We start from the raw sequence: 17,237 nt of genomic DNA, 5'->3' as shown, positions 1-17,237 counted from the left end.
TTTTTGAACCCTTAGTATAGATATTTTTTATGCATTTACCGACCCTGAGACAGCTCGAATTCCTATGCGCGATTGCCGATGAGGGATCGTTCTCAAAAGCTGCCGATGCCTGCCATGTGACCCAGCCGACCTTGTCGTCTGCGATTAAGGAAACCGAAGCTTTACTGGGCGTTCAGCTGGTTGAGCGGGAATCGCGCGGGGCATCTTTGACCCGGGCCGGTGCGGCCGCCGTTGAGCGGGCAAGAGCCATCCTGTCCGACACAGCGGATATGGTTTCGGCCGCGCGACAGGCTGGTGCGCCTTTGTCTGGCCCCTTCCGTTTAGGGGCGATCCCCACCATTGCGCCTTTCCTGTTGCCTCGAACCCTGAAAGCCCTGCGCCAGTCGCATCCGGAATTGAAACTGTACCTGCGAGAAGACCAGACCGAGCGGCTATTGGAAGGCTTACGCGCGCGGAAGCTTGATGCGGCGCTGATTGCCCTGCCTTGGGAGGCCAGCGGTATTGAAACGATGGAACTTGGCGAGGACGAGTTTCTCTTGGTCGCGCCCACCGATCATGCTTTGGCAGGGGCAGACCATCTGAGCGCGTCTGATCTGGTCGAGGAAGATGTTCTGCTCTTGGAGGACGGACATTGCCTGCGCGATCATGCGCTATCGGTTTGCCGTTTGCCTTCGAAGCGCGGTGGCGCAGATGTGACCGCGACCAGCCTGCCAACGCTGGTGCATATGGTTGCGGGCGGGCTTGGTGTGTCTTTGTTGCCAAAAATTGCGACTGAAGCCGGGGTTACCTCCGGCGCGGATGTCGCCTTGCGCCGCTTTGATACGCCGATGATTGGGCGACGCATCGGGATTGCCTGGCGCACAGGGTCACCGCGCGCAGCTGAGGCACAGATGATTGGCGAGATTGTCCGCGCGGTGCTTTAGGCTTTTTCCCGGTCGTCGATATGGGCGGTCAGGTTATCCTGCTCACGGTAGACATCTTCATCAAGATCGCCCTCCGCCTTGGCGACCACCGAGGCAACGGCAAGGTCTCCGGTAATGTTCGTGACGGTCCGCATCATGTCCAGTAGTCGGTCAAAAGCGAAAAGCGGGGTCAGAATCAGCGCCATCTGATCCGGCGTAGCCCCAACGACACTCAGCGTTGTTGTCGCAAGGAACAAACTGACGGAAGGAATCCCTGCTGTTCCAATTGAGACAAGCGTCGCCATAAGTGCCACGGTCACATACATGCCTAAGCTGATATCAATCCCAAGGGCTTGCGCGGCAAAGAGGGCGATCAGGCCCTGATAAAGTGCAGTGCCATCCATATTAATCGTGGCCCCTAGTGGGAGGACCGAACCGGCAACAGTCTTGCGAATGCCAAGGTTTGTCTCAGCGACGCTAATAGTCATTGGCAATGTTGCGTTACTTGAAGACGTTGAGAAGGCCACAGCTTGTGCGTCTGTTACACCTCGGAAGAATGGAATTAGAGGTAGACGGCCAATGAGCTTTAGAAGTCCGCCATGCGTAATTGCAATATGAATCGCACAGGCAATGTACAGAGCAAGGGTCATCCATCCCATGGAAATCACGACTTGAAGTCCCTGATCAGCCATGACCCATGCCATCAGAGCGAAGACTCCAAATGGAGCTGTTTCCATCACCATGAGGGTTAGTTTCAGGACGGCTTCGGATGCGCTTTCGAAAAAGTCTGCAACAGGTTTACCGGCTTCGCCTGACATCAGGACACCGATACCAAATAGAATGGCAAAGAAAATAATTGCCAGAACATCTCCTTGCACCATGGCGGCTACTGGGTTGGGAGGAATAATCGCGAGTATTGTTCCAGTTAGCTGTTCAAAGACCGTACGCTCCACAAGCGCGCCACCAGCTTCAAGGCGAGCCTTTGTGGCAGCTATGTCTTCACTGGCGACATTGGATAGATCATATCCGCCGCCTGGCTGAATGATCGTGCCCACGACCAAGCCGATTGTGACGGCAAACAGTGTAGTGACCATGTAAATGCCGATTGTGCGTGCCCCAAGACTACCAAGCTTCTTGGGATCCCCCATCGCCAAAACTCCGGCGACCAGCGTCGTAAAGATCAGAGGCACAACCAGCATCCTGATCAGGTTCATGAAGGCATCGCCGAATGGCTTGAAATAGGTTGCCGCCGATTTGGCGCCCTCCGCGCCCATGCCGTAACGCAGACCCAGCCCGACCGCTAGGCCAAGCACAAGCCCGAGCATCACACGTTTCCATAGATCAGTCTTGAACCACCAGCCCACGATTTTCCTCCCGAAGTCTTCTCTTTTGATGACGCTAGAACGCATTGTGGTGCTGTTCAACAGGGCGGTGGCGGGATAAGAGCAAAACATGGATTTGCTCGAACGACTTTCGACCGGCTGGAAGGCTTGGTTCATTTTATTCACGATCACCTTTGCGGCGGCTGCACCGGGTGTTTTTGGCCTGCCATCGCTTGATCGGGATGAGAGCCGGTTCGCCCAAGCCTCCAAGCAATACATCGAGACGGGTGATTATCTGACGATCCGTTATCAGGATGAGTTCCGGAACAAGAAGCCAGCAGGTATTCACTGGTTACAGGCCGGAGCGACGCATGTTTTAGGCGATGAGGACAAGCTCGAAATCTGGACCTATCGCGTGCCAAGCTGGATTGGTGCGGCGCTTTCAACGCTGGCCGTGTTCTGGTGCGGGATTGTCTTGATTGGGCGAAGGCCTGCTTTTCTGGGCGCAGCGCTCTATGGCGCGACGCTTTTGGTGACCAGTGAGGCGCATATTTCCAAGACCGATGCAGTGCTGATTTTCTTCACCACCATGAGTGTCGGGGCCATCGCGCGGCTGTATATGGGGCAGACGGCCAAACCGAAACGTATGGCTTTGATCTTCTGGTTCTTCATTGGGGCTGGTTTGCTGATCAAAGGCCCGGTCACACCAATGGTCGCGGCCTATGCTGGGTTTGGGGTCTGGGTCTGGGCAAAAGCGGCTGAAGGTAAAGGCGGCGATTGGTGGAAGCCATTGCTCTGGTGGCCGGGGCCACTTCTGGCTGCGGCAATGTTCCTGCCCTGGCTTATTGCCATTCAAATCGCGACGGACGGTGCTTTCCTGCAAGGCGCAGTGGGCAAGGACCTAAAAGACAAGTTCGCTGGCGCTTCTGAAGGCCATGCGGGTTGGCCGCTTTATCACCTCTCGCACATTCCGGCCTGGTTCTTCCCGGCAGTGATCCTGTTGGTGCCGGGTGTGGTTTTGGCCTGGAAGTCCCTGCGCGGGGTGAGTGAAGCCGCGCGGCGGCGGGGCACAGATGCGATTTTTGTGCTGCTGACCCTTGGAGCTGTGACCGCGCTTGCGACGTGGATCCTACCCAATGAGTTGGGCGCTGGTGCCCCGGCAGCATATCCGGCGCTCATCATCTTTGGGTTCTGGTGGCTCTCGACGCGGGATGAGTGGAAAAGCCGCTGGATTATTAGTGATGCACGACCCCTGACCGATGAGGCGAAGGCGCTTCGCTTTCTTGTCGCGACAGCCGTTCTGACGACGATTTTCTTTGAGCTGATGCCAACCCGGCTCAGCCATTACATTTTGCCTGCTTATCCAGCCTATGCGCTGATTTGTGGCTGGGTTGGCGTAAAGCTGATGGAAGGCGAGCGGATGCCTGTCTCGCGCTGGCTCAGCCTTGGCTTGTTCATGCTGGGCGGGATTTTGCTGATGTTTGTCAGCTCGCCCTTGGCGGCGCGCTTGGTCAAAACCGAAGCGGCAGGGGACTTCAAAACGATTGAAGCGAGTGAGGCTCTGGCTCAGTGGGGTTCTGCGTTGGAGTTCCCAATCTATTTCTGGGTCTTGGGCGGCATAGCGATCGCGGTCGCCCTAGCCTCATTCCTGTACAAGCGAATTGGAATTGCCGCGACAGCGGGGATCGCCGCCAGCGTCCTGCTCGGCTGGCATGCGCGCGCCCATTTCATCCCGCAGCAGCTCTGGCTCCAGCCAACGGAGAGCGCGCGGGCAGCACTTCAGCAGGTTTGTGGCGTCCCTTCGGAGGCCTGTGAAGATGGACGAGTAAGCCCTGACCGTATTCTCGCCGTGGGGTATGCTGAGCCGAGCTATGTTCTGAGCCTCGGGACACAAAATCTTCATCCGCCTGAGACGGTCGTGGAGTTGCCGGAGCGCGATAGCCTGTATCCGGTGGTTTTCCTGCTCAACATGGAAGACAAGGATGCGCTGCCCGCAACCGAGACTTTGTTGCGCGAAGCGGCTGTGCAAGATCGCTGCGTCAGTCGTTCGGAACCAGTTTATGCCCTGAACTACTCGAATGGTGATCCGGTGAATTTCATCGCATTACGGTTTGAGGCTGAGCCCTGCGATGAGGGGCCACAAGAGTAAGGTTTTCCACGATGCTAATCCCCCTGATCCTATGCCTGTTTACATTTGCGGCGGTGGGGATGGTCATGCGGTTTCAAGCCAAAGCGAATGCCCGGGCTGAAGAGCGCGCTCGCATCCGAAAACGCCTGCGCACCATTAAACAACGCAAGCAATTGGAAGCTGAGGGGATCAGCGTTCCGGGCCATCGCCGTAAATCCAGACGCCTACGCGACAAACATAGATAAAGTACTTTGCTTGACAAAGTGAATTTGTTTGCTAGCTTTGAAATTCAAAGTGAAAGGAGTTTTCAATGAATAATCCCTCTCTAACCGATGATCTGGCTTATGTGCGTGATCTTGCAGAAGCTGGACAGCAATCGCCTCTGCTGGGTGGACGCTTTCTCGTTTGGTGGGGCGGCCTCATGACACTGGCCTATGCCGGACATTATCTGATCGTCAGTGATGTTCTGAAAGTCGGCGATGCGGCTTATGGCATTTTATGGTCTGTCTTCGGTGTTGTTGGCTTGGTTGGCTATTTTACGCTCGTCAAAACCATGCCTGCGGATAAGCCGGGTCAATCCTCAGCAACCAACAAGGTGGAGGCGAGTGTCTGGATGATCGCTGGCTTCAGCTTGTTTGCCTATTTCATCACGCTAACGATCAAAGCTTTTTTGGGCGGCGATGCGACAGCTGGGTTTATGGGCTCGCTACCGCTCGTATTCACAGCCTATGCGATTGGCTTGTTTACCTCTGGCGCGATTGCCAGAAACACAGTCTTGAAAGCAGCGGGCTATGGTGCCCTCGGTATGATCGTGGTCTCGACCTTATTCAGCGATACCCTGTTTATCTGGGCGGTTGCGGCTTTAGGCGCTTTCCTCACCGCTTTCTTGCCGGGCCTTCTTATGTTGATGCGTGAACCCAAAAGCATTGTTTAAGGGAGGTCACAATGAGTGAGAATCCCTTTGATCACAGTGCGATTGATGATGTGATCCATGGTCGTCTTCGGCTTGGGGTCATGGCCTACCTCTCGACGGCTAGCCCCGCCATCTTTGGCGAATTGCGGGATAAGGTCGGGGCTACGGACGGCAATCTGTCGACCCATCTGAAGAAGCTGGAAGAAGCTGGATACGTCAAACAGGAGAAGCGATTTGTCGGAAAGCGTCCCCAGACGCGTGTCTTCCTGACAGATACCGGGCGAAAGGCCTGGATTGCCTGGATTGAGCATATGCAAGGCCTGATGCGGGCGGCGGAGTAATTTTCCTGAACCTGCGATGAAGCTCGTACTCCCGGTGCGTTCAAACTGACCATGTCAGTCTCTCTTCACCAGATGAAGGAAGACTGACATGACGATTTTCAAGAACACACTTCTGGTCGCCCTCGCCAGCGCGACAGCGGCCTTTTCTCCCGCCACTGCGGATGCCTTGAAAGGTGGGCGCCATAGCGGTGAGATTATTGTTTACGAACATCCGAATTTCCGCGGTCAGTCGCGCGTCTTTGATGGGGTTGTGCGTGATCTGAACTATTTCCGTTTCAATGATACGATTTCATCCTTAGAGCTGCGTGGAAAGTGGGAGATTTGTGAGCATCCGAACTTCCGGGGGCGCTGCCAATTGGTGACGGGACCGATTGCACATCTTTCGGACATTCGCATGAACGATAATATCACATCCATGCGCCCGATTTCGCATCGAGGAGATCGCCCACGCCGGGATAGGCGCCCACGTAGTGAAGGGGTTCAGGGACCAGCTACGGTATTCTTTCCGCGTCCGCGCGACGCCTATGGTGATCGCATCCCTGCACAGCGCGGGAATGCCCGCGAGTTTTGCCGGGACATGGGCTATCGCGGCGTTGCCTATGCAAACTTTGACCGTCGCAACCTGACCGATGTCTTATGTAAGAAATAGAGGTTTAAGCCTGTAGCCCTTCTGAGCCCTCAAATGGATCATGCTCAGCCACAACATGCCCCGGAGCGATTTCGATCAGCTTCGGGGTATACTGTTGAGCGTCTGCATCATCAATCACGCGAGATTTCAGGAAGCGCAGCGGCGCGCGTGTATCCATTGGGCTGGGCAGGTCGCCTTCCAGTTTGACGCGGGGTCGTGTGCGTTCGGTCTTTGGGTCGGGGTTTGGAACCGCAGAGATTAGAGCCTGTGTGTAAGGATGACGGGCATCCTCATAAATCTCTTCACGCCCGGCAATCTCAACAATCTTGCCAAGATAGAGGACCATAACGCGGTGGCTGATCTCCCGCACGACCGAGAGGTCGTGACTGATAAAGATCATGGCGAGGTCAAACTCTTTCTGAAGTCCGATCAATAGATCGACGACCTGGGCCTGAACCGAAACATCAAGGGCTGAGACTGCTTCATCACAGACCACGAGCTTAGGAGACAGGATCATTGCGCGAGCAATCCCGACCCGCTGGTTCTGGCCGCCTGAAAGTTCATGCGGGTAGCGATTGATCAGAGCTGGATCGAGTCCAACCCGTGGCATGATTTCCCGTACGCGGGCTTCCCGCGAAGCCTTATCGAGCTGTGGTTCATGCACGGTCAGCGGTTCGCCAATCGAGTTACCAATCGTCATGCGTGGATCAAGCGAAGCCATGGGGTCCTGAAACACGATTTGCAGATCATCGCGCAGACCATTCATCGTCTTGCGGTCGGCATCGCTGATGTCGCGCCCCATCCAGGCAACCGTTCCAGCGGTCTGGGGCACTAGTTTGAGAACAGCGCGGGCGAGCGTTGATTTTCCACAGCCGGATTCGCCGACCACGCCGAGCGTTTCACCGGGACGCAGGTCGAAACTGACGCCATCCACGGCGCGCAAGGGCTTCACTTTGCCGAACAGACCACCGCCAACATTGATCGGGAAATGGACTTTCAGTTCTTCAGCCTTCAGGATCGGCTCAATATCCGCAGAGGGCGGTGGGCCAAGTGTCGGTCGGCCCGGGCGGTTCGGTTGGTCGATGCGAGGCACCGCATCCAGCAGCATCTTGGTGTATTCATGCTGGGGGTTGTAGAAGATATCGTCGATTGATCCGGTCTCGACAATCTCGCCATAGCGCATCACGACCACGCGATCGCACATCCGGGCGACCACGCCCATATCATGGGTGATCAGGGCGATACCGGTTCCGATCTCGCGTTTCAGCTCATCCATCAGGTCGAGCACCTGAGCCTGAACGGTCACATCCAGCGCGGTCGTTGGCTCATCGGCGAGTAGGAGTTTTGGGCCACACAGCATGGCGATGGCGACCATGACACGCTGGCGCATCCCGCCAGAAAGCTCATGTGGGAACTGATCCATACGGCGACGGGCTTCAGGGATGCGAACATGCTCCAGCCAGTCCACGCATTTCTGGTTGGCTTCCTCGCCCTTGATGCCCTTATGCAGGGCCAGCACTTCGCGCATTTGCGCGCCCACGGTCATATGCGGGGTCAGACTGGTCAGCGGGTTCTGGAAGATCATCGACATTTCTTCGCCGCGAATCTTGCGCAGGGTCGCGGCGTTAGCGGTGAGCATATCCGTGCCGTTAAACTTGATGGAGCCGGACGCTTTGCCATTATCGGCCAGAAGGCCCATGGCTGCGAGAACCGTTTGAGATTTGCCTGAGCCGGACTCCCCGACAATGCCAAGGCATTCGCCCGCTGCAACCTCAAAACTAGTGCCTTTAACCGCGTGGACCGCGCCGTCCGGGGTGTCAAAATCAACCCGCAGATCACGGACACTCAGGATAGGTTCAGTCACAGGGGCAGTCCTTTTAGAAATTCAAAGGTAGAGGGCGGAAATGGGCCATCAAAGTCAAGCCTTTCTGACGATCTGTTGCAGTTCAACGCTGGTCGCGGGCGTCTTTCAACGCGTCCTCAATCTCCTTGTCCCAGATGGGTGCCTGTCCGTTACGAATACGTTGCGCATTATAAGCGCCCTTGGCCATGGGGTCGGCAAACGTAGTATTATCAATGCTGCCCAGATTGATCAGGCTGCTTGCGCCAAGCCCTTCGGCGCTTCCGGGGCCGGGCAGGGAAGGTTTCCAGCCGCGAGCCGACAGGTAACTTTCTGCCATGCCTTGCGGCCCGAATGCTTGTAAGTCTGGTATTGAAATAGGTCCTTTCGGGTCCTGCAAATCCTGCAGGGCTTCAGCAGCAGCGAACGGATCGGATGGGGGGCAATCGGGCCGCTCATCGCGACCAAGGCGATTGCAGTCTGCGCGCTGAAGGATGCCCGCAACTTGTTCCAGCGCTGTGGTTTGGGTGGGGGTATTCTGAACAGGTTCTTCCTGATTTGGGGGCACCGGAGGTTGAACAACCGCTTCGGTCTGGTCTGGGGCTTCGGTGAAGCTGGTTACGGGTTCAGGGCGCTGGGCAGGAGGTGCTGGGGCAGGGATGTTTGGCTCTTGAGTCTTAATGGGTGTGGGGTCTGGACTGAGTTCTTGTTCAGGCTCCGGCTCAGGAGGCTGCTCTGGTTCTGGCGCCTCATAGAGGATGACTGAGATTGGCATGTGGGGCTCATATGTCGGGCTTGAGCGGGGTAAGGACAGGACAATACCAAAGACCGCGACATGCAGGAACGTCGCTCCGAAAAGAGCGGTCAGTTGTCCATGCTTTAGCAGATATGCCACAAGCCCACGCATCGCAAAGGGATGCGTGGGCAAGGGTCGTTGCGCAACTTAAAGCCTTGTCACCTTAGGCAGGCATTGGGATGCGGCGATGCACCAGATCAGCATAATCGGTTACCAGAGCCTCTGAGATATGACTTGGCTTGTACGTAAACTCGCCAATCTCTGCGACCGGTGTGATCTCCGCGGCTGAACCCGTAATAAAGCACTCGCTGAAAGTGCCGAGCTCGTCCGGCATGATCGTCCGCTCAACCACTTCAATCTGGCGTGCCTCTGCCAGCTTCATCGCGGTCTGGCGGGTAATCCCGTTAAGGAAGCAATCTGGTGTTGGCGTATGCAGCGCCCCGTCGCGAATGAAGAAAATGTTCGCCCCGGTCGCTTCTGCAACGTGCCCGCGATAATCCAGCATCAGAGCGTCAGCATAGCCTGCATTCTCAGCGGCATGCTTGGATAGCGTGCAAATCATATAGAGCCCTGCGGCTTTAGCATGGGACGGTGCGCTTTCCGGGCTCGGGCGCTTCCACTGGGCATGCGTCATCCGAATGCCCTTCATCTTATCAGCGAAATAGTCGCCCCAAGCCCAGACAGCGACCGCAAGATGGATCGTGTTAGACTGGGCCGAAACGCCCATCATCTCACTGCCGCGCCACGCGAAGGCGCGGACATAGGCGTTTTCCAGACCAGATTTGGCGAGCGCTTCGGCTTTAATCGCCTCAAGCTCGTCAACGCTGACAGGAAGCTCAAAACCCATAATCTTGGCTGAATTGGCCAGACGCTCTGAATGGCGACGTGACGCATAGATCACCCCGCCATAAGCCCGCTCACCTTCAAACACGCTGGAGGCGTAGTGGAGGGCATGGGTCAGCACATGCACCTTCGCCTCGCGCCAAGGCGTAAAGACGCCATCCATCCAGATATAGCCGTCGCGGTCATCATAGGGCAGGCCTGCCATGGGATACTTCCTGTCTTGCACTTTTACTCGTTTCAACGGCATTGTCCGATCACTATGCCTGATGTCAACCAGATGCGCGCGAATGCTCCCGGTTTTGATCCCCGACTTTTCTTGCGGGATGAGGAGCTTGATTATGGAATCGCCCTTGTTTTGGCGGGGGAAAGAGCCCTGCTGAAGGAGGCTGCAGAAATTGCACAATTGGAGGCTATGCCGCAGCTTGCGGCGCGCACTCTGATTGCTTTGCGCTTTCAGCCGGGTCTGACGGTGAGTGCCTTGCGGGAGCATCTGGGGGCGACGGTGCCGACCTTTGCGCGGATTATCGGGGACCTTGGCCGGCGACGTCTTATAGAGCGGCAAAAAAGTGAAACGGATGGACGAGCGCGGGTTTTGTTCCTGACGACAGAGGGCAAACGGCTGACTGATCCTGCGACAATCGCCATGCGCAATGCCCTAAGGAATGCCTATCGCAAAGCAGGGGCAAATGCAGTGGCCGGGGCACGGGCGGTTCTGGAGGCGCTGATATGATTGAGGCCCAACATCTGCTGATTGTCGATGATGATGACCGCATCCGTGACCTGTTAAAAAAGTACCTGGGGCGGCAAGGGTATAAGATGACGGTCGCGGCCGACGCAAAGGCCGCGCGTAAACTGTTTCAGACCTTCAGCTTTGATCTTGCTATTCTCGATATCATGATGCCGGGCGAGGATGGGTTAAGCCTGTTATCGGCCCTGCGACAGGATGGGAATCAGACCCCGGTCTTGCTGCTTACAGCGCGCGGAAATGCCAGTGACCGAATTGAAGGCCTTAAACTGGGTGCGGACGATTATTTACCCAAGCCGTTTGAGCCTGAGGAGCTTTCTCTGCGCGTTGCTGCGATTTTGCGGCGTACGCATATGCCAGAGCCGCCGGGCGAGGTGGAAATGTCTGGGCTTGTTTTTGATGTCAAAAGGGGTGTCCTAACGGGTCCAGAAGGGGCTATCCGGCTGACCGATGGGGAGTTGCAGCTGTTGACCCTGATGGCGCAACAGCCGGGCGAAGCCTTCAGCCGGGAAGGATTAGCTGAGCAGACCTCAAATGGCAGCGAGCGGAGCATAGACGTGCAAGTGACACGGCTGCGCAAGAAAATTGAGCCAGATCCGAAGAACCCGATTCATTTGCAAACCGTACGCGGAATTGGTTACCGCCTAATGCCAGACTAGGGGCAGACTATGAGCGCGTTTCGTCTTCGCAATTACACCCCGCGCGGCCTGAATGCGCGTCTCGCTTTACTTGTTGCCGTGCCTGTTGTGCTGGTTTTCGCGATTTTCGCTTTCTATTACTATCAGGAGCACATCAAGGATGTGAACGAGAAGCTGTCCCAGTCTATCGCGCGCGAGATTGGCTTGGTGTTGGATGTTTGTGCGGACTCTGATCGTGGGCTTGCTCAGGAAATGGGCGTGGAGGACCAACTCGGCTTTATTCTCGATTGTGATTATCAGGGCGGCATGACCTGGCCGCCCGGCGCACGGGCCAAATTCAGTTATGACCATGTGTTGCGTCTACAGCTTGAGGCCTTCATCACGAGGCCAGTTGATGTGCGCTCCCTTGAAGCCGGGACGGTGCTCGATTTCCGAAGTGAAGTGGATGGCAAGATTGCGCGCGTTCTTGTCGCTCGCAAGCGTGCTTTGGCGGCGAACACGCACTTCACGATTGTCTGGGTTCTGTTGGGCGCACTGTTTATGTTGGCTTTGTCTTTTGCCTTCTTGCGTAATCAGGTGCGGTCCATCCTGTCCCTGACAGAGGCGGCTAAAGCCTTTGGACGTGGGCGCGATGTGCCAGGCTTCCGCCCATCCGGGCCAACCGAAATTCGCGATGCGGCGCGGGCGGTTACCGATATGCGTGCGCGCCTGACGGCTTTTGCGGATCAGCGGACTGAAATGCTGGCCGGGGTCAGCCATGATTTACGCACACCGCTTACCCGCCTGAAACTGCAATTGGCGATGATGGAACAAAGCGAAGAGATTGAAGGCGCGCGGGCCGACCTCGACGACATGGCCAAGATGCTGGACGAGTATCTCGCCTTTGCCAGCGGTGTTGAGGGCGAGCAAGCCGAGGAATTGCGCCTCGACCATATGGCGCGGACTGTTGTGGAGCGGATTGATGGCGCAGATGTCATCGAGGCCCCGGCAATCACCGTCGCTGTTCGGCCTATGGCGCTGTCGCGAACGCTTTCTAACCTTATCAGCAATGCAGTCGGTTATGGCGATCGATGCGAGGTTCGGCTGGTGAAAGGCCCGCGCATGGCGGAAATCCTGATTGACGATAATGGTCCGGGCATCCCTGAGGATAAGCGGGAAGATGCGTTCAAACCTTTCCACCGGCTCGATGATGCGCGTACGCAGAACATTGCCGGAAGCGGGCTGGGTCTGACGCTGGCGCGCGATTTTGCCAAAAGCCATGGCGGAGATATCCGTCTTGAAGACAGCCCGATGGGTGGCTTGCGGGTACGCTTGAAGCTACCCTACTGAGCGGCTTCGTCTGGCGGGCTTTCGGTTGCGCTTGGTTTGGGTTTGCGACGCCCTTTGAGCCATTGAGCGCGTTCTTCCAGCGCGATCAGTTCAGTGTCGAGGGTGGCCATGGTGCGGGTCAGATCGGGGCTGGTTTCCTGTTTCCAGGCCTGCTCAGCCTGCGCAATCGCCCAAGCGAGGCCCGTGATTTGTAGTGGAAGGGGTAGGCCATCACCGCCATCAAGACCAGAGCAGCTCAAGGCCCAGCGCGCCGTCGCGGCGCGACCTTTCACGCGGTTCGAGAGACCACTCAGGCTGCGATCACGCCACTTAAGATACGACCGTGTTCCATCACGAACGTCTTCCATCGCTTCGAACCGCATCATGATCACATCGAATAGGCGGGTGCGCGGCGTTTCATCACTTTCAAAAGAACCTTCGCTCATCGCTTTATCGAAATGGGCTTCAACACCAGCGGCAAGATCAGCTTTGTCTGCAACCCCGTGAAACTCCGCCATAGAAAACCCGGCCTCATCAGCGATCTGTTTGAGGGTCAGGTGCGCCCAAGGCGTGTTCGCTGCAAGACTTAAGGCAGCGGTGATCCCTTTGTGAATGATCTCCTCGCGGGTCATGCGGTCTCCTGACTAAGCTCCCTGTCACGCGCGATTGCAGCAGCAATGGCTTCTACGAATAGAGATGGCATTGCCGGGTCGCGCATCAAGACTTCCAGCGCGGCCTGCGTCACCCCGTTCGGAGAGGTCACATTCTGGCGCAGGGTGGCGGCAGTTTCCGGGGAAGCTTCCATCAAGGCCCCGGCCCCTTCAACGGTTTTGCGGGCGAGGCGATGAGCCATGCCCTCCTCCAGGCCGTGCGCAATCCCGGCAGCAGCCATGACTTCAGCGAGCAGGAAGCCATAGGCCGGACCGCAGCCTGAAATAGCGGTGGCAGCGGGTAGCAAGTCTTCGCTGATCGGGCCTTCGACAGTGCCGAGGGGTTCAAGCAGGCCGCGTAAGCGATTTTGCGTTTCGGCGTCAGTGCCATCCTTGAAGCAGAGCAGGGTGACACCTTTGCCAACGAGACCGGGCGTGTTCGGCATCGCTCGGGCGACATCTGGCGTGCCGAGGCGGGTTTCCAGTGTCTCCAGAGACACGCCAGCCATAATTGACAGAACGGTTGTGCCCGGCCCGATATGGCTGCGAATATCTTCACTGACCGAGGCAAACACTTGTGGCTTTACGGCGACAATCAGCGTCTCCGCTGGGGTCACAGGGGGGTTGAGGCGGATCTCACCAGAGGCGGCCAAGTCAGCCAGCGCCGTACTCGGATTGGGATCAACCACATCAATCTTCCCGGCAAAGCCACCCTTCAGCCATCCCCCCATGAGGGCTGAACCCATGCGGCCTGCGCCAATCAAAGTCAGTGCTGGTTTGGTCATATCTCACCTTATGATCGTTTATGCCTGATTGGACGAGCTGTCAGAGTAACGCAAGGGGAGCGTTATCTGGGTCTTCGCAAACCGGGATCGGCGCGCTAAGTCTGCGCTTATGTCAAAGACCGAAGACGCCCCATACGAGCTGTTCAAGCAAGCCCTGACCACCACCGCAAAGGCGATGAGCGCCGAGCGCGAGGTTGAGGTGGCGTTTTCCGGTGATGGCCCGCGCGCTGAAGAGAAGCGGATTATCCTGCCACCACCGCCACGTGATCTGTCGCCAGAAATGGCGGCCCGCGCCCGTGGAGAGGCCGATGCAGCGGCGTTGCGCCTTGCCCACCATGATCCCGAAGCACATGCGCAAAACCGCCCGCAAACCGAGGTTGGACGGCAAGTCTATGAGGCGGCCGAACGCGCCCGGATTGAGAGCATTGGGGCCCGGGCCATGGAAGGGACAGCGGGTAATCTTGAGGCAGCCTTGGCAGCGCGCGCAGAGAAAGCCGGCTATGCCCGGATGATGGATCGCACCGAAGCGCCTTTGGGGCCGGCAATCGAATTCCTGCTGCGCGAGCGGCTAACCGGGCGGGCCTTACCGCCAGAAGCTGAAGGCATTGCTTCAATCTGGCGCGATGAAGTTGAGAAACGGGGCGAGGGCACGCTCGATAAGCTGCTGGATCAGCTGCACGATCAGGAAGCTTTCGCCAAAACCATTCAGGAACTGATCCGCGACCTGACCAAGGGCGACGAGGTTGGCGAGGATGAAGGCGAAGAGGACGAGCAGTCCGAAGACGATACAAATCAGAACCAGCAAACGACATCCGAAGATGGCGAGTCCGGGGAAGAGACCCAAGGCTCAACCATGGAAGAGATGGAGGCTGGGGATGCCGAAGACATGGAAGGCGAGGAGACCAATGTCTCTGTCGATTCCGATGTCGATATGGAATCCGATGATGACCCGGAAGAGACCGATGATGGGGCCAAGCCCCTGCGGCCAAACTTCAGGGATGGCGATGATACAGACCGCTTCGTCTATAAGGCTTTCACGCGCGCCAATGATGAGATCGCACAGGCGGCTGACCTGTGTGATGCTGAGGAATTATCGCGTCTGCGCGCTTATCTCGACCACCAGTTAGAAAGCCTGCAAGGCGCCGTCTCGAAGCTTGCCAACAAGTTGCAGCGCCGCCTGATGGCGCAGCAGAACCGGAGCTGGTCCTTCGACCTTGAAGAGGGCGTTCTTGATACCGCGCGCCTGACGCGGGTGATTACCGACCCGACCGCACCGCTGAGCTTCAAGCAGGAAGATGACAGCAATTTCCGCGATACGGTTGTGACGCTGCTGCTGGATAATTCCGGGTCTATGCGTGGGCGACCCATCATGGTCGCGGCGCTGTGCGCAGACATTTTGGCGCGCACGCTGGAGCGGTGCGGGGTTAAAGTTGAGATTCTGGGCTTTACCACCAAGGCCTGGAAAGGCGGATTGAGCCGCGAGGATTGGGTCAAGGCGGGTAAACCTGCCGGGCCGGGCCGTCTGAATGATCTGCGCCATATCATCTATAAACAGGCCGATGCGCCATGGCGGCGCGCGCGCAAGAATCTTGGCCTGATGATGCGCGAAGGCTTGCTGAAAGAGAATATTGATGGTGAGGCGTTGCTTTGGGCGCATGACCGTCTGCTCGGTCGCTCTGAACAGCGCAAAATCCTGATGGTGATTTCAGATGGCGCGCCGGTTGATGATTCCACGCTCTCCGTGAATGTCGGGAACTATCTGGAGCGGCATTTGCGTCAGGTGATTGCCGAGATTGAAGGGCGCTCGCCGGTTGAGTTGATCGCCATTGGTATTGGCCATGATGTGACGCGTTACTATAAGCGCGCGGTGACCATTGTGGATGCGGAACAGCTTGGCGGCGCGATGACCGAGCAGCTTGCAAGCCTGTTTGACGAAAATGGCGAGGCCCCGCGGCCTGAGGCCATGGTTGTACCACCGCTGACCCGGGAAACCGTTCGTCCGGCAGGGGCAGTCAGCGGAGCAGGCGCTGGCGCGCCGCGTTATGGCGCTAAAGTCGGTTCGGGCCGGGATGTGAAGCGCGCCTTAGTTCCGCCCGGCAAGCGATAGGCTTAAGCCGTCAATTGCGGCCATGCCTGCAATGTCTGAGACCTGACCAATATTGTCCGGGGTAAGGCCGCCCAAGGCGTAAACAGGCAGATCTGCCTGCGTGACCATATTGCGAAAGCGAGAAACCCCGAGCGGCTGACCTGCACTAGGACTGTTTGACGGGAAGACGGGGGAAAGCAGCGCGGCATCCATGCCAGCTTTAGCCGCTTCGATAAGGCCGCGATGGCTGTGTGCACTGGCGGTCTGGATATCGAACTTGCCGTGCCACGCGCGGGCTTCGGGTAGGCGCTTCTCTGGCCAGTGGACACCATCGGCGCCCGTTTCCAGCGCCAGTTCAGGATCAGCCGCGATTAGGAATATGCGTCCTTCATTGTGAAGAGCTGGAGCCATATCGCGGATAAAGTCGATTTCTTCGTCATCCCCGAAATGACGGAACAGGACTCCGCAATGCTGTGGCAGCGCCATGATCCGCCGAGCCGGCAGGGGCGCGCGCTCGGGATCTGTGAGATAGAGCAGGGGCGGCAGGTGCGGCGGAAAGTGCGCCATGATTGCGCGGGATGCGGCCTGCAACTTGCGGCGAGCGGTCGTGTCGTGGTTCAAGGCCATTATGACCTCTCCTACACCGCCTGAAACAATTGCAGAAGCCCGCACCCGTATCCTTTCGGAGATTGGGGAGAGCGTGACTTTGGTGGCCGCTTCTAAACGCCAGCCTGAGGCGCGCATTGAAGAGGCTTTGGCGGCGCGGCAGCGTGTCTTTGGCGAAAACCGGGTGCAGGAGGCGCAGGCGCGCTGGAGCGAGCGTAAAGAGCAGGTTGAAGGTCTGGAATTGCGCCTGATCGGGCCGCTGCAGACCAATAAGGCCGAAGAGGCTGTGGCCTTATTCGATGTGATCGAAACGCTGGACCGGGAGAAATTGCTTAAGGCCTTGGTGAAAGCGGTAGAGAAAACCGGGGCTGCCCCACCAGACCTGTTCATTCAGGTGAATACCGGAAATGAGCCTCAAAAAGGTGGGGTGTCGGTCGAAGACTTGCCAGACCTCTCAAGAGAGGCTCGCGAACAATGGCCGGGCGCGGTGCGGGGCCTGATGTGTATTCCACCGGCTGAAGAGCCTGCTGGGCCGCATTTTGCGCTATTGAAGAAGCTTGCAGATCGCCATGGCCTCTCGCAGGTCAGTATGGGCATGAGCGGCGATTACGCCCTCGCCGCGCGTCTGGGCGCGACCCATGTCCGGGTTGGCACAGCCTTGTTTGGTGCGCGTGAGGCTTAAGCGGCAAACCTGACTCACTCTTCA

At 57.4% G+C, this 17,237-nt stretch carries 18 protein-coding genes; 11 read left to right on the top strand and 7 right to left on the bottom strand.

Annotation, left to right across the window (positions count from 1 at the left end):
- Positions 1 to 29 precede the first annotated feature (29 nt).
- Positions 30 to 923 carry a hydrogen peroxide-inducible genes activator gene (locus RYZ27_RS13560; protein ID WP_406680061.1) on the top strand — a complete coding sequence of 298 codons (894 nt, stop codon included), beginning with the start codon at positions 30 to 32 and terminating at the stop codon, positions 921 to 923.
- Here the strand turns inward: RYZ27_RS13560 and RYZ27_RS13555 are convergent.
- Entirely contained in the window at positions 920 to 2,266 is a 1,347-nt protein-coding gene (locus RYZ27_RS13555; RefSeq protein ID WP_406680060.1) for a dicarboxylate/amino acid:cation symporter, read from the bottom strand. The two genes, RYZ27_RS13560 and RYZ27_RS13555, sit on opposite strands and share 4 nt — an antisense overlap.
- Positions 2,267 to 2,354: 88 nt before the next feature.
- Here RYZ27_RS13555 and RYZ27_RS13550 point away from each other — a divergent pair, with 88 nt between their 5' ends.
- From RYZ27_RS13550 to RYZ27_RS13530, 5 genes are all read left to right on the top strand, one after another.
- Positions 2,355 to 4,373 carry an ArnT family glycosyltransferase gene (locus RYZ27_RS13550; RefSeq protein WP_406680059.1) on the top strand — a complete coding sequence of 673 codons (2,019 nt, stop codon included), beginning with the start codon at positions 2,355 to 2,357 and terminating at the stop codon, positions 4,371 to 4,373.
- 65 nt (positions 4,374 to 4,438) lie between these two features.
- Positions 4,439 to 4,597 (top strand): hypothetical protein, encoded by a 159-nt coding sequence (locus RYZ27_RS13545; protein WP_406680058.1) that lies wholly within the window; start codon positions 4,439 to 4,441, stop codon positions 4,595 to 4,597.
- Positions 4,598 to 4,662: 65 nt separating this feature from the next.
- Positions 4,663 to 5,286, top strand: a complete 624-nt coding sequence (locus RYZ27_RS13540; RefSeq protein WP_406680057.1) for a hypothetical protein — start codon at positions 4,663 to 4,665, stop codon at positions 5,284 to 5,286.
- Positions 5,287 to 5,297: 11 nt separating this feature from the next.
- On the top strand, positions 5,298 to 5,606 hold the full coding sequence (locus tag RYZ27_RS13535) for a winged helix-turn-helix domain-containing protein (protein WP_406680056.1): 309 nt from the start codon (positions 5,298 to 5,300) through the stop codon (positions 5,604 to 5,606).
- Positions 5,607 to 5,694: 88 nt separating this feature from the next.
- A complete protein-coding gene (locus tag RYZ27_RS13530) occupies positions 5,695 to 6,255 on the top strand; it encodes a beta/gamma crystallin-related protein (RefSeq protein WP_406680055.1) in 561 nt (186 codons plus the stop codon).
- A 4-nt stretch (positions 6,256 to 6,259) separates the two neighbouring features.
- On the opposite strand, the gene RYZ27_RS13525 is transcribed toward RYZ27_RS13530, so the two are convergent.
- From RYZ27_RS13525 to RYZ27_RS13515, 3 genes are all read right to left on the bottom strand, one after another.
- On the bottom strand, positions 6,260 to 8,098 hold the full coding sequence (locus RYZ27_RS13525; protein WP_406680054.1) for a dipeptide ABC transporter ATP-binding protein: 1,839 nt from the start codon (positions 8,096 to 8,098) through the stop codon (positions 6,260 to 6,262).
- 82 nt (positions 8,099 to 8,180) lie between these two features.
- On the bottom strand, positions 8,181 to 8,981 hold the full coding sequence (locus RYZ27_RS13520; RefSeq protein WP_406680053.1) for a hypothetical protein: 801 nt from the start codon (positions 8,979 to 8,981) through the stop codon (positions 8,181 to 8,183).
- Between the two features lie 52 nt (positions 8,982 to 9,033).
- The gene (locus RYZ27_RS13515) at positions 9,034 to 9,918 is read right to left on the bottom strand and encodes a branched-chain amino acid aminotransferase (RefSeq protein WP_406680052.1); all 885 of its coding nucleotides are present in this window, start codon (positions 9,916 to 9,918) and stop codon (positions 9,034 to 9,036) included.
- A 54-nt stretch (positions 9,919 to 9,972) separates the two neighbouring features.
- Between RYZ27_RS13515 and RYZ27_RS13510 the strand changes: the two genes are divergently transcribed.
- The 3 genes from RYZ27_RS13510 to RYZ27_RS13500 are packed head-to-tail and all read left to right on the top strand — an operon-like array spanning position 9,973 to position 12,425.
- Positions 9,973 to 10,443: a MarR family winged helix-turn-helix transcriptional regulator gene (locus RYZ27_RS13510; RefSeq protein ID WP_406680051.1), complete on the top strand. Its 471-nt coding sequence runs from the start codon at positions 9,973 to 9,975 to the stop codon at positions 10,441 to 10,443.
- Complete coding sequence (locus RYZ27_RS13505; RefSeq protein ID WP_406680050.1) at positions 10,440 to 11,117, top strand: response regulator; 678 nt, start codon at positions 10,440 to 10,442, stop codon at positions 11,115 to 11,117. The genes RYZ27_RS13510 and RYZ27_RS13505 overlap by 4 nt, the downstream gene beginning before the upstream one ends.
- Positions 11,118 to 11,126: 9 nt before the next feature.
- Positions 11,127 to 12,425 carry an ATP-binding protein gene (locus tag RYZ27_RS13500; RefSeq protein WP_406680049.1) on the top strand — a complete coding sequence of 433 codons (1,299 nt, stop codon included), beginning with the start codon at positions 11,127 to 11,129 and terminating at the stop codon, positions 12,423 to 12,425.
- On the opposite strand, the gene RYZ27_RS13495 is transcribed toward RYZ27_RS13500, so the two are convergent.
- Complete coding sequence (locus tag RYZ27_RS13495) at positions 12,419 to 13,036, bottom strand: hypothetical protein (RefSeq protein ID WP_406680048.1); 618 nt, start codon at positions 13,034 to 13,036, stop codon at positions 12,419 to 12,421. The two genes, RYZ27_RS13500 and RYZ27_RS13495, sit on opposite strands and share 7 nt — an antisense overlap.
- A complete protein-coding gene (gene proC, locus RYZ27_RS13490; RefSeq protein WP_406680047.1) occupies positions 13,033 to 13,839 on the bottom strand; it encodes a pyrroline-5-carboxylate reductase in 807 nt (268 codons plus the stop codon). The genes RYZ27_RS13495 and proC overlap by 4 nt, the downstream gene beginning before the upstream one ends.
- 109 nt (positions 13,840 to 13,948) lie before the next feature.
- On the opposite strand from proC, the gene cobT reads away from it, so the two are divergent.
- The gene (gene cobT / locus RYZ27_RS13485) at positions 13,949 to 15,946 is read left to right on the top strand and encodes a cobaltochelatase subunit CobT (protein ID WP_406680046.1); all 1,998 of its coding nucleotides are present in this window, start codon (positions 13,949 to 13,951) and stop codon (positions 15,944 to 15,946) included.
- Here cobT and RYZ27_RS13480 read toward each other — a convergent pair.
- Complete coding sequence (locus tag RYZ27_RS13480) at positions 15,923 to 16,552, bottom strand: thiamine phosphate synthase (RefSeq protein ID WP_406680045.1); 630 nt, start codon at positions 16,550 to 16,552, stop codon at positions 15,923 to 15,925. The genes cobT and RYZ27_RS13480 overlap by 24 nt on opposite strands.
- Position 16,553: 1 nt before the next feature.
- Here RYZ27_RS13480 and RYZ27_RS13475 point away from each other — a divergent pair, with 1 nt between their 5' ends.
- Positions 16,554 to 17,213, top strand: a complete 660-nt coding sequence (locus RYZ27_RS13475) for a YggS family pyridoxal phosphate-dependent enzyme (RefSeq protein WP_406680044.1) — start codon at positions 16,554 to 16,556, stop codon at positions 17,211 to 17,213.
- The last annotated feature ends 24 nt before the right edge of the window (positions 17,214 to 17,237 follow it).

Origin of the sequence: Hyphomonas sp. FCG-A18 (genome assembly GCF_045287255.1) — a bacterium.
In the GTDB taxonomy this organism is placed as follows: Bacteria; Pseudomonadota; Alphaproteobacteria; order Caulobacterales; family Hyphomonadaceae; genus Henriciella.
The sequence above is the reverse complement of the archived record's forward strand: the minus strand, read 5'-3'. Positions and strand labels throughout refer to the sequence as shown.

Coding starts and splice junctions, on each gene's coding strand:
- RYZ27_RS13475 (WP_406680044.1), top strand. CDS start 16,554: ATGACCTCTCCTACACCGCCTGAAACAATTGCAGAAGCCCGCACCCGT.
- RYZ27_RS13510 (WP_406680051.1), top strand. CDS start 9,973: ATGCCTGATGTCAACCAGATGCGCGCGAATGCTCCCGGTTTTGATCCC.
- RYZ27_RS13480 (WP_406680045.1), bottom strand. CDS start 16,552: ATGGCCTTGAACCACGACACGACCGCTCGCCGCAAGTTGCAGGCCGCA.
- RYZ27_RS13550 (WP_406680059.1), top strand. CDS start 2,355: ATGGATTTGCTCGAACGACTTTCGACCGGCTGGAAGGCTTGGTTCATT.
- RYZ27_RS13540 (WP_406680057.1), top strand. CDS start 4,663: ATGAATAATCCCTCTCTAACCGATGATCTGGCTTATGTGCGTGATCTT.
- RYZ27_RS13530 (WP_406680055.1), top strand. CDS start 5,695: ATGACGATTTTCAAGAACACACTTCTGGTCGCCCTCGCCAGCGCGACA.
- RYZ27_RS13520 (WP_406680053.1), bottom strand. CDS start 8,981: ATGCGTGGGCTTGTGGCATATCTGCTAAAGCATGGACAACTGACCGCT.
- RYZ27_RS13505 (WP_406680050.1), top strand. CDS start 10,440: ATGATTGAGGCCCAACATCTGCTGATTGTCGATGATGATGACCGCATC.
- proC (WP_406680047.1), bottom strand. CDS start 13,839: ATGACCAAACCAGCACTGACTTTGATTGGCGCAGGCCGCATGGGTTCA.
- RYZ27_RS13515 (WP_406680052.1), bottom strand. CDS start 9,918: ATGGCAGGCCTGCCCTATGATGACCGCGACGGCTATATCTGGATGGAT.
- RYZ27_RS13535 (WP_406680056.1), top strand. CDS start 5,298: ATGAGTGAGAATCCCTTTGATCACAGTGCGATTGATGATGTGATCCAT.
- RYZ27_RS13500 (WP_406680049.1), top strand. CDS start 11,127: ATGAGCGCGTTTCGTCTTCGCAATTACACCCCGCGCGGCCTGAATGCG.
- RYZ27_RS13495 (WP_406680048.1), bottom strand. CDS start 13,036: ATGACCCGCGAGGAGATCATTCACAAAGGGATCACCGCTGCCTTAAGT.
- cobT (WP_406680046.1), top strand. CDS start 13,949: ATGTCAAAGACCGAAGACGCCCCATACGAGCTGTTCAAGCAAGCCCTG.
- RYZ27_RS13545 (WP_406680058.1), top strand. CDS start 4,439: ATGCGGTTTCAAGCCAAAGCGAATGCCCGGGCTGAAGAGCGCGCTCGC.
- RYZ27_RS13560 (WP_406680061.1), top strand. CDS start 30: ATGCATTTACCGACCCTGAGACAGCTCGAATTCCTATGCGCGATTGCC.